The organism is Actinomadura sp. KC216, assembly GCF_004348535.1.
Lineage (GTDB): Bacteria > Actinomycetota > Actinomycetes > Streptosporangiales > Streptosporangiaceae > Spirillospora.
In genome coordinates, this window is sequence record NZ_SMJX01000295.1 from 1 (window position 1) to 10208 (window position 10208).

The window sequence follows — 10208 nt, forward strand, 5'->3', positions numbered from 1 at the left end:
CGCGTACGCCCTCCGCGACCCCGGCGCCACCCGGGTCCCGCCACCCCGGCCCGCGGCACCCGAACACCCCGTCCCCATAGCCCAGGGCGCGACGCCGAATTCCGAAGTGCCTTCTTCCGCGCCCACCATCGGCACCACCGCTGCCAATTCCGGACGTTCCATCCATACGTCCGACCTCGATCGGCCTCCTCCCACGTCTGATCTTGAGCGGCCCGGCACTACTTCTGTTGAGTCGACTGGCGCCGTGTCGGGGGTTGAGGGGTCTGGCGCTGCCTCTGGTTATGAATGGGTCGCGCCTGGTCGTGAGGGGGCTGCCGCGTCTGGCTTCGAGCGCGCCGGCGCGCCGTCTGATGCCGTCACGTTTGAGTCTGACCATGCCGGGGAGCCGGGACGTCTTGGGGCCGGGCGGCCTTCTCCCGCTGCCGAACTCGGGGCGCCTGCTCGTCCCGCCGAGCCCGTGACCCCGCCGAGCACCCTGACGCCCCGGGAACGCGAGATCGCCGTGCTCGTCGCACGCGGTCTCAGCAACCGTGGCGTGGCCGAGGAGCTCGTCATCAGCCCCGCCACCGTCGCCCGTCACGTCACCAACATCCTGACCAAGCTGGGCTTCTCCTCCCGTGCCCAGATAGCCGCCTGGACTGTGGACAACATCCCCATCGAACCGCCTCCCTCGTAAGGCGAGCCCGAACCTGACAGGCGCTCGCTCCGAAGGGCCCTGTGTACATAGGCCCCGCTCTCGGGGGTGCGGTGAGTACGACGGTGGTTGCGCAGTTCGGAGCATGTGCGGGGACAGGCGCCGATCTAGGTTCGCGGCATGCTCTCCAAAGGATCGGACCCGGCCGCCGTCTATCCGGCGGTCACGGTGACGCGGGCGGTGCTGGGGGCGTCCGCCGCTGATCCGGGGCGGGCCGCGGTGGTGGACGCCGCGTCCGGGCGGTCGGTGTCGTACGCGGAGCTGGCCGCCATGGTCGGGGCCGCGGCGTCCGGGGTCGCCCGCGAGGGGATCGGGCCGGGCGACGTCGTCGGGCTGCACCTGCCGGACGGGCCGGAGTTCGCGGTCGCGCTGCACGCCGTCACCGCGGCCGGTGCGGTGCCGTTCCCCGTCGACGCGCCATGCCTGGTGGACGCCGTGCGCGCCGCCGCCGTCGTCACGGCGTCCGGACGGTTCGACGGCGAGGCGCGACCGCTGGAGATCGGCGGGCTGGTGGCGGGCGGATCGGGCGGTGTGTCCTCGCCGGATGCCGATCCCGACCGGGACACGGCCCTGCTCGCCTGCACGCGCGGGCCGGGGCGGACCGTCCGGCTCACGCATGCCGAGGTCGTCGCCGGGCTGGTCCGGGTCGCCGACGCCGGGATGATCGGCGGCGGTGACACCGTGCTGAGCGCGCTGCCGTTCAGCGACGTGCTCGCCCTGAACGGTGTGCTCAACCCGGCGCTGCGGCTCGGCGCTACCGTCGTCGGGCTGGGCGGTCATGACCTGCTGCGGGCGATGCGGGACCACCGGGCGACCGTGGCGGTGCTGCCGCCGCGGCTCGTGCAGTCCCTCGCCTACGACCGCGCCGTGTCCCGGTACGACCTGCGCAGCCTGCGCGCCGTCGTCGCCGCGGGCGGGCCGCTCGCCGCCGAGGACGCCCGCGCCGCCGCGGCCCGGCTCGGCTGCCCCGTCCGGCAGGTGTACGGGCTGGCGGAGGCGGCCGGGCTCACCCATCTCAATCTGCGGGCCGCCGAGGAGGGCACGCTCGACTCGGTCGGGCGGGGGCTGCCTGGCGTGACCTGGCACATCGTCAACCCCCGCAGCGGCGTGTCGCAGGCGTCGTACCAGCCGGGCGAGCTGTGCGTCCGCCTCCCCGTCGCGCGGACGGCGGACGTGCCCGCCCGGTGGCTGCCCACCGGGGACTCCGCTTTCGCCGACGACCACGGCCGCGTCTTCGTTCTCGGCCGCGTGACCGGCGTGCGCCCCGACCCGCCGGGCGAGCCGGAGACGGTCCTGGCGGCGCACCCGTCGGTCGGCGACGCCGCCGTGGTGCCCGTCCCGGACGGCGAGTTCGGCCTCGCGCCGCACGCGTTCGTCGTGCTGGCGGCACCGGCGTCCGAGATCGATCTGTTGCGGCACGTCAACGGCCACGTTCCGCGCACCCGTGCCCTGTCGGCCGTGCACGTCGTGGCCGAGATCCCCCGCACGGCCGACGGGCGCGTCCAGCGGCGGAAGCTCCTGGAACGTGCCGGTCTCGCCCCCTGATGTACACATCCGCCTACACACTTCTTCGGATGTGTCGCCGGGCGCGCGCGGCGTACGTTCGGCGCATGCCCCAGGCAACCCCCGCAACGCCCATGGCAGCCGGAACCACGATCACCGAGACCGTCCTGGACGCGGTCAGGGGCAACGCCGCCCGCCGCGCCGGCGCCGCCCTCATCGACCCGGCGCGGGAACTCGGCTACGCGGCGTTCGCCGAGGAGGTGGCGGCGGCCGCGGACGGGCTGCGCCGCCACGGCGCGCGTCCCGGCGACGTCGGCGCGGTCCACGTCTCGGGCGTCTGCGACCTTGCCGTCGCCGTCCATGCCGTCTCCGCGTCCGGGGCCGTGCCCGCGCTCCTGCCGCCGGACGCCGCGCCCGCCGAGGCCGCCGCCCTGCTGACCGAGTCCGGCGCCCGCTTCCTGCTGGCCGGCGCGGACACCGCGGCCCGCACCCTCGCCGCGGCGGAACGCTCGTACGTCAGGCAGGTCTTCGCGTTCGGGGACGTCCCGGGCACGACGCCGTTCGCGCGGCTGCTGGAGCCCGGCCCGGGCACCGGCGACCCGCCGGCCCCCGACCCGCTGCGCGACCCGGCGCTGCGGCTGTGCGCGCCGCCGGAGGAGATCACCCACGCCGACCGGCTCGCCGACCTCTACCGGCTCGGCGGCGCGCTGGGCCTCGGCCGCGGCGACGTGCTCGTCCTGTCCGGCCGGGACGTCACCGCACCGACCTGGATCGGCCTGACCGACCTGTGCCTCACCCAGGGCGTCACCGCCGTCGGCGTCCCCGGCGCCGGGACGCGCGCCCTCCTCGACGCGATCCTCGACCACGGGGCCACCGCGGCCGTCGTCACCCCCGCCAAGCTCCGCGCGATCGCGTTCGACCACGGCCGCATCCCCGTCACGGGCGTCCGGCTGCTGGTGACGGGCACCCCGCCCGCCGAAGCGGCCCGGGCCTGCCGCGACCGGTACGCGTGGACGGTGTCGCCCCTGTGCTGACCCGCGGCGGCCCGGTCAGGACGCTCTGGGGATCGACTTGTGCTCCAGGTACGCGTGGAGGCCCTCGGGGCCCAGTTCGCGGCCGAGGCCGCTGTTCTTGTAGCCGCCGAACGGGGTGTTCGGGTCGAGGGTGTACATGTTGACGCCGCAGCTTCCGGTGCGGATGCGGCGGGCGACGTCGACGCCGTGGGCGGTGTCGGACGTCCAGACCGAGCCGCCGAGCCCGTAGTCGCTGTCGTTGGCGATCCGGACGGCGTCGTCCTCGTCGTCGTAGGGGATGAGGACGAGCACCGGTCCGAAGATCTCTTCACGGGCGATGCGCATGTCGTTGGTGACGTCGCCGAACACGGTCGGCGCGACGTACCAGCCGCGGTCGTGCGGGCGGTTCAGGCCGCCGGTGATGACCTTGGCGCCCTCGTCCTGCCCGACGCGGATGTAGTTCTCGACGCGTTCCTGCTGCCGCTGCGCGACGAGCGGGCCGATCTCGGTGCCGTAGTCGGCGGGGTCGCCGACCGCGAGGCCGCCGACCATGGCCGCGAGGGCGCCCGCGACCTCGTCGTAGCGGCGGCGCGAGGCGAGGATGCGGGTCTGCGCGGCGCACGCCTCCCCGTTGTTCATCAGCGACGCCAGCTTGAAGCCCTCGACGGTGGATTCGAGGTCGGCGTCGTCCAGGATGATCGCGGCGGACTTGCCGCCGAGTTCGAGCGTCACCCGCTTGAGCTGCTCGCCGCACACCGCGCCGATGCGGCGTCCGGCGGCGGTGGAGCCGGTGAAGGACACCTTGTCGACGCCCGGGTGCGCGACGAGGTACGCGCCGACCTCGCGACCGGCCGGGACGATGTTGACGACGCCCTCGGGGATCCCGGCCTCCTCGATCCACTCGGCGAGCAGGTAGCCGTCGAGCGGCGTCTCCGGGGACGGCTTGGCCACCACGGTGCAGCCGGCGATGAGGGCGGGCGCGAGCTTGAGCATGAGCGTGAACTGCGGCACGTTCCACGGGACGATCGCGGCGACGACCCCGACGGGCTCCCGCGTCACGGTGACCGGGCCGAGCATGCCCGGCCGCTCGTCCTCCCACGTGTAGGAGGCGGCGAGGTCGACGTAGTACTGCAGCACCATCTGCGGGATGGCGGCCTGCCCGAACACCGAGAACATGATCGGCGAGCCCATCTCGGCGGTGACCAGCTCGGCCATCCCGGTCTGCCGCTCGGCGTAGATCGCGGAGAGCCGCCCGACGATCTCGGCGCGCTCGGCCGGCGTCATCCGGGGCCAGGGGCCGTGGTCGAACGCGCGGCGGGCCGCGGCGACGGCGGCGTCCATGTCGGCCCGGGTGCCGTCGGGCACCCGCCCGATCACCTCCTCGGTGTGCGGGGAGATGACGTCGATCGTGCCGGTGCCGGACGGGGCGGCCCACTCGCCGCCGATGAACAGCCGGTCGTGCTCGCGCATGCTGCCGTGCCTCCCTGCCCCGGCGGGACCATCCGCGCCTGATGCGCCGGGCCGATCCAGGTAACCGAATGCTTGCTTGGTCACAGCATCGCATGGGGTACCCGCACGTTGGCAAGGGGATGAGACGTGCGTCTCATCCTCTAGAGCAGGTGGGCGTTCGGCTTGCGCGCGCGAGGGGCCAGTTCGGGGAGTTCGACCAGCTCGACGCCCGTCGCGGCCAGGATTTCCGCGCCCGTGCCCTCGGCGAAGAGGGCGGGCTCGCGCCAGGCGAACACGACGCGCCGGGCGCCCGAGGCGATGATCAGTTCCGCGCAGGGGCGGGGCCGCGACGCCCGGTGGCCGCACGGCTCCAGGGAGCTGTAGACGGTCGCCCCCGCGACGGCGGAGCCGGTGGTCTTGGCGAGCGCGGCCTCCTCGGCGTGGTCGTGCGGGTCGTCCTCCCGGGAGTGGCCGCGGGCGATCTCGCGGCCGTCCGCGCCGACGATGACCGCGCCGACCGAGAACGCGGTGGCCGACGGCGGGCACAGCGCCGCCAGGTCGCAGGCCAGGCCCAGCCAGCCGAGATCATCCACGCGCGGCCCCGGTGAGGTAGCGCAGCAGCGCGAGATCGCCGATGCGGGTCACCTCCGCCAGCCGCATCGGGCTGTCCGGCGACTGCGGGAACACCCCGGACTGGACGAACCGCGGCGCGGACGGGTCGCCGATGAAGAACGGCGCGACGACGAGCTGCAGCTCGTCTACGAGCCCGGCCGTCAGGAACAGCGTGTGGACGCCCCCGCCGCCCTCGACCATCAGCCGCCGGACGCCCCGCGCCGCGAGGTCGGCGAGCATCGTCGCGAGCACGAGCGGGTCGCCGGCGTCGACGACCTCGGCCAGGCCGTCCAGCCGCGCGGCGAGCGCGCCAGCCGTGCGGGACGGCGCGTACACGAGCTTCGGCGACTCTCCCGTGGTGAAGAACCGCGCGCCGGGGTCCAGGTCGCCGCTCCAGGTCAGCGTCACCTTGGTGAGGTCGGGCGGCAGGCCGCGCTCGGCGCGCTTCGCCCGCCGCCGCTCGCTTTTGACCAGCAGCCGGGGGTCGTCGGCGCGGACCGTCCCGGCACCGACCAGGATCGCGTCGCAGCCGGCGCGCACCGCGTCGACGCGGTCCCAGTCCGCGGCGCTGGACAGCCGGAGCCGCTCCGGGCTCGCGTCGTCGATGTACCCGTCGGCGGACATCGCGCAGCTCAGCAGCACGTAGGGGCGCTCGCTCACGCCGTCACCCTACGGCAGCGCCCGGCTCGGGTGACCGGCGGCATTCGAAGATTGTTTCGAGGCGCACGGCGTTTCTGCGCGGGATGTGCCGCACGGGATGCCTATGGTAGCTGCGACATGCGACTGCTGCACACCTCCGACTGGCATCTCGGCAGGTCGTTCCACCGCGAGGACCTGCTGGCCGCGCAGGCGGCGTTCGTCGACCATCTGGTCGAGACCGTGACGGCGGAGCGGGTCGACTGCGTGCTCGTCTCCGGGGACGTCTACGACCGCGCGCTGCCCGCCGTCGACGCCGTCCGGCTGTGCGACGAGGCGCTGGAGCGGCTCGCGGCCCTCACCCGGGTCGTGCTCATCGCCGGCAACCACGACTCGGCGCGGCGCCTCGGGTTCGGGGCGGCGCTGATGGACGCGGCGGGCGTGCACGTCCGCACCGACTTCGCGGACGTGGGGGAGCCCGTCGTCGTGGGGGACGCCGCGATCTACGGGATTCCCTATCTGGAGCCCGAACTCGTCCGGCAGCCGTGGGAGCTCGGCGAGCGCAGCCACGCCGCCGCGCTGGCCGAGGCCATGCGCCGCGTCCGCGCCGACGCCGCCGCCCGCCGCCACCTGCGCTCGGTCGTGCTCGCGCACGCGTTCGTCACCGGCGGCGAGGCCAGCGAGAGCGAGCGCGACATCTCGGTCGGCGGCTCGTCGCACGTGCCCGCGTCGGTGTTCGACGGCGTCGACTACGCGGCGCTCGGCCATCTGCACGGGTCCTGGCGCATCACCGACCGCGTCCGGTACTCCGGCTCGCCGCTCGCGTACTCGTTCTCGGAGGAGAAGCACGTCAAGGGGTCCTGGCTGGTCGACCTGCGGGACGGCGGCGCCATCGCGGCGGAGTTCGTGGAGGCGCCCGTCCCGCGCCGCCTCGCCCGGGTGCGCGGGCGCCTCGATGACCTGCTGACCGATCCGGCCTTCGACCGGCTCGAAGACCGCTGGCTCCAGGTGACGCTCACCGACGCGCGCCGCCCGTCCGCCGCGATGGAGCGGCTGCGGCGGAGGTTCCCGCACACGCTCGTGCTCGGCTTCGAGCCCGAAGGCGGCGGGACGGAAACCGCCCGCACCTGGTCCGACCGCGTCCGCGAACGGTCCCCTCTCGACATCGCGGGCGACTTCGTCGCCGAGGTCACCGACGGCCCCGCGACCTCCGCCGAGCGCGCCCTCCTGGACGAGGCGTTCGAGACCTGCCGCCGCAAGGAGGCCATGGCGTGAGGCTCCACCGCCTGGAGATCAGCGCGTTCGGGCCCTTCTCCGGCACCGAGGAGATCGACTTCGACGCGCTGTCCGGCGCCGGTCTGTTCCTCATCCAGGGCCGGACGGGCGCGGGCAAGACAAGCATCCTCGACGCCGTCTGCTTCGCCCTGTACGGGCAGGTCCCGGGCGTCCGGAACGCGGTGAAGGGGCTGCGCAGCGACCACGCGGCGCCCGGCGCCGCGCCGCGCGTGGTGCTGGAGACGACGATCCGGGGCCGCCGGTTGCGCATCGCGCGCTCGCCCGCGTGGGAGCGGCCGAAGCTGCGCGGGTCCGGGACGACGACCGAGCACGCGAAGGTCGTCCTGGAGGAGTTCGAGCACGGCGCCTGGGTCGGGCTCACGACGCGGCTGGACGAGGCGGGCGACCTGGTGTCGCGGATGCTCGGGATGACCGCCGTCCAGTTCTGCCAGGTCGCGCTGCTGCCGCAGGGCGAGTTCGCGGGGTTCCTGCGCGCGGGCGCGGACGAGCGCCGCAAGGTGCTGGAGCGGCTCTTCGCGGCGGAGGTGTTCACGCAGGTCGAGAAGTGGCTGGCCGACCGCAGGGCCGCCACCCGGCGCGAGGCCGACGAGCTGGGTGCGGCGGCGTCCTCGATCGCGGGCCGCGTCGCCGAGGCGACCGGTGCCGAGCCGCCGGGCGCGGAGAGTGCCGAGCCGCCGCGCGGGAAGCGGCCGGCCGTCCCCGCGCCGCGCCGGCCGGAACCCGCGGGGGAGCCGTTCGCCGATGTGGAGGCGCTGCCCGCGTGGGCCGCCGAGCTGGCGGGCGGGCACGAGGACGTCCGCGCGGGCGCCGAGGATCTGCGCCGGGAGGTCGCCGCGGCGCTCCAGAAGGCCCGCACCGCCCTGGACGGCGCGAGGGCGCTCGCCGAGCGGCGCCGCCGCCACGCCGACGCCGTCGCCCGCCGGGACGCGCTGCGCGAGCGCGCCGCCGACAAGTCGCGGATGGCGTCGCGGCTCGACGCCGCCGCCCGCGCCGACCGGGCCGTCCCGCTGGTCAGGGCCGTCGAGGCCAGGCACCACGAGGCGGTCCGGGCGCGTCGCTGGGCCGGCGAGACCCGCGCCAGGGCCGGCGCGCTCCTCCCGCCGAACGCCTCCGAAGACGTCCTGGCCAAGGCCGAACGCGCCCGCCGCGACGAGATCGCCGCGCTGGAGGGCCGGCGCGCCACCGCCGCCAGGCTCCGGCGGATCGACGCCGAGCGCGCCGCGCTCGCCCGCGACCTGGCCCGGCTGGAGCCGGAGGAGGCGCGGACCGGCGCGGCCCTCGCCGAGCTGCCGGGCATCGTGGACGCGTGCCGCGCCGAGCTGGACGAGGCCCGCATCGCCGCCGCCGGACGTTCCGGAGCCGAGGCCGCCGTCGCCGACGCCCGCCGCCGCCTCGACGCCGCGCAGCGCCGCGACCAGGTCGAGCACCGGCTCGCCGAGGCCGAGGCCGCGCACCGCGACGCCGTCGACGCCGCGCAGGACGCCCGCCAGCTCGTCCTCGACCTGCGCCAGGCGCGGCTGGACGGCATGGCCGCCGTCCTCGCCGGCGACCTGGCGGACGGCGAGCCCTGCCGGGTCTGCGGCTCCACCGAGCACCCGTCGCCCGCGACGTCCCTCGCGCCGATCCCGACCGAGGAGGAGATCGGCCGGGCCGAGCAGGAGTCCGACGAGGCGCAGGCCCTCCGGGAGCAGACAGGCAAGGACGTCGAGGCGCTCCGCACGGAACGCGACCACCTCCTCGACATCGCGGGCGAGGCGGTCGCCGATGTCCTCGCCGCAGAGGTCGCGGACGCCGAGCAGGCGCTCCAGGCGGCGGTGGCGCGCGCGGCCGAGGCGGAACGGCTGGAGACCGTCCTGCACCGGCACGAGCAGGAGCTCGAACGCGTCCGCGACAGGCGCGGCGAGATCGTCCAGGCGCTCGCCGAGAGCCGCACGCAGGAGAAGGAGCTGGCCGCCGAGCACGCCCGGCTGACGGCCGAGCTGGAGGAGGCGCTCGGCGGCGACGCCACCCTCGAAGCCCGCATCGCGCGGCTCGGCGGCGAGGCCGGCACGCTCGCCGAGGCCGTCGAGGCGCTGCGCGAGTCCGCCCGCGCCGCCGGGGAACTGGCCGCCGCCCGCGCGAACGCCAAGGCGGCCGCCGAGGCCGAGGGGTTCCGGACGCCCGACGAGGTCGCCGAGGCCGCGATGAGCGACGAGGAGCAGGGCGTGCTGCGCGACCGGCTCCGCCGCCTGGACGACGAGGAGGCCGCCGTCCGCGACCTGCTCGCCGACCCCGCGCTCGCCGCGGCCGCCGCCGAACCCGCCCCCGACCTGCCCGCGCTCGAAGCGGCCCTCGACGCCGCCGACGCCGCGCACGCCGGGGCCGCGTCCGCCGCCGACCGTGCCCGCCACCGCTGCGAGCGCCTCGCCGAGCTGCGCGCACTGCTGGACGCGGCCGTCGGCGCGTGGCGTCCCGCCGCCGGACGGCACGAGGTCGCCGAACGCCTCGCGGGCCTGACGTCCGGCAAGCACCCGGCGAACCGGCATGCCATGTCGCTGTCGGCGTACGTGCTGGCCGCGCGCCTCGAACAGGTCGTCGCCGCCGCGAACGAGCGGCTGTCGCGCATGTCCGGGGGCCGCTACGCGCTCATCCACACCCTGGAGAAGGCGGCGGGCGACCGCACGAAGGGCGCCGGGGGCCTCGGCCTGCGCGTCGCCGACGCCTGGACGGGCCTCGACCGCGACCCCGTGACGCTGTCGGGCGGCGAGTCGTTCATCACCTCGCTGTCCCTGGCGCTCGGCCTCGCCGACGTCGTCACCGCCGAGGCGGGCGGCGCCGAGATCGGCACGCTGTTCGTCGACGAGGGCTTCGGCACCCTCGACGAGGAGACGCTCGACGAGGTCATGGACGTCCTGGACGGCCTGCGCGACGGCGGCCGGGCCGTCGGCGTCGTCAGCCACGTCGCCGAGCTGCGCGCCCGCATCCCCGCGCAGCTCCGCGTGACCAAGCGCCGCGCCGGGTCCACC

At 75.7% G+C, this 10208-nt stretch carries 7 protein-coding genes and 1 pseudogene; 5 read left to right on the forward strand and 3 right to left on the reverse strand.

Annotated elements, in window-relative coordinates; all coding sequences use genetic code 11:
• Window positions 1–469: 469 nt before the first annotated feature.
• From E1264_RS33985 to E1264_RS33995, 3 genes and pseudogenes are all read left to right on the forward strand, one after another.
• A pseudogene (locus E1264_RS33985) lies at window positions 470–676 on the forward strand (helix-turn-helix transcriptional regulator); the annotation flags it as partial.
• A 138-nt stretch (window positions 677–814) separates the two neighbouring features.
• Window positions 815–2239 (forward strand): AMP-binding protein, encoded by a 1425-nt coding sequence (locus tag E1264_RS33990; protein WP_132180162.1) that lies wholly within the window; start codon window positions 815–817, stop codon window positions 2237–2239.
• A 65-nt stretch (window positions 2240–2304) separates the two neighbouring features.
• Window positions 2305–3231 (forward strand): AMP-binding protein, encoded by a 927-nt coding sequence (locus E1264_RS33995; RefSeq protein WP_132180164.1) that lies wholly within the window; start codon window positions 2305–2307, stop codon window positions 3229–3231.
• Between the two features lie 15 nt (window positions 3232–3246).
• Here E1264_RS33995 and E1264_RS34000 read toward each other — a convergent pair whose 3' ends face one another.
• The 3 genes from E1264_RS34000 to E1264_RS34010 form a co-directional block, all read right to left on the reverse strand.
• Entirely contained in the window at window positions 3247–4680 is a 1434-nt protein-coding gene (locus E1264_RS34000; RefSeq protein WP_132180166.1) for an aldehyde dehydrogenase, read from the reverse strand.
• A 140-nt stretch (window positions 4681–4820) separates the two neighbouring features.
• Window positions 4821–5252 carry a deaminase gene (locus E1264_RS34005; RefSeq protein ID WP_132180168.1) on the reverse strand — a complete coding sequence of 144 codons (432 nt, stop codon included), beginning with the start codon at window positions 5250–5252 and terminating at the stop codon, window positions 4821–4823.
• Window positions 5245–5931, reverse strand: coding sequence for a dihydrofolate reductase family protein (locus E1264_RS34010; RefSeq protein ID WP_207936580.1), 687 nt, complete (start codon window positions 5929–5931; stop codon window positions 5245–5247). Before E1264_RS34010 ends, E1264_RS34005 begins: the two co-directional genes overlap by 8 nt.
• 117 nt (window positions 5932–6048) lie before the next feature.
• Here E1264_RS34010 and E1264_RS34015 point away from each other — a divergent pair, with 117 nt between their 5' ends.
• Together E1264_RS34015 and E1264_RS34020 are read left to right on the forward strand one after the other, a co-directional pair.
• Window positions 6049–7182: an exonuclease SbcCD subunit D gene (locus E1264_RS34015; RefSeq protein ID WP_132180170.1), complete on the forward strand. Its 1134-nt coding sequence runs from the start codon at window positions 6049–6051 to the stop codon at window positions 7180–7182.
• The coding region (locus E1264_RS34020) for an SMC family ATPase (protein WP_132180172.1) at window positions 7179–10208 on the forward strand (3030 nt) is incomplete at its 3' end. The genes E1264_RS34015 and E1264_RS34020, both read left to right, overlap by 4 nt.

What these genes read in the sequence shown, in the direction of transcription:
- E1264_RS33990 (WP_132180162.1), top strand. Translation starts at nt 815, where the DNA reads ATGCTCTCCAAAGGATCGGACCCGGCCGCCGTCTATCCGGCGGTCACG.
- E1264_RS33995 (WP_132180164.1), top strand. Translation starts at nt 2,305, where the DNA reads ATGCCCCAGGCAACCCCCGCAACGCCCATGGCAGCCGGAACCACGATC.
- E1264_RS34000 (WP_132180166.1), bottom strand. Translation starts at nt 4,680, where the DNA reads ATGCGCGAGCACGACCGGCTGTTCATCGGCGGCGAGTGGGCCGCCCCG.
- E1264_RS34015 (WP_132180170.1), top strand. Translation starts at nt 6,049, where the DNA reads ATGCGACTGCTGCACACCTCCGACTGGCATCTCGGCAGGTCGTTCCAC.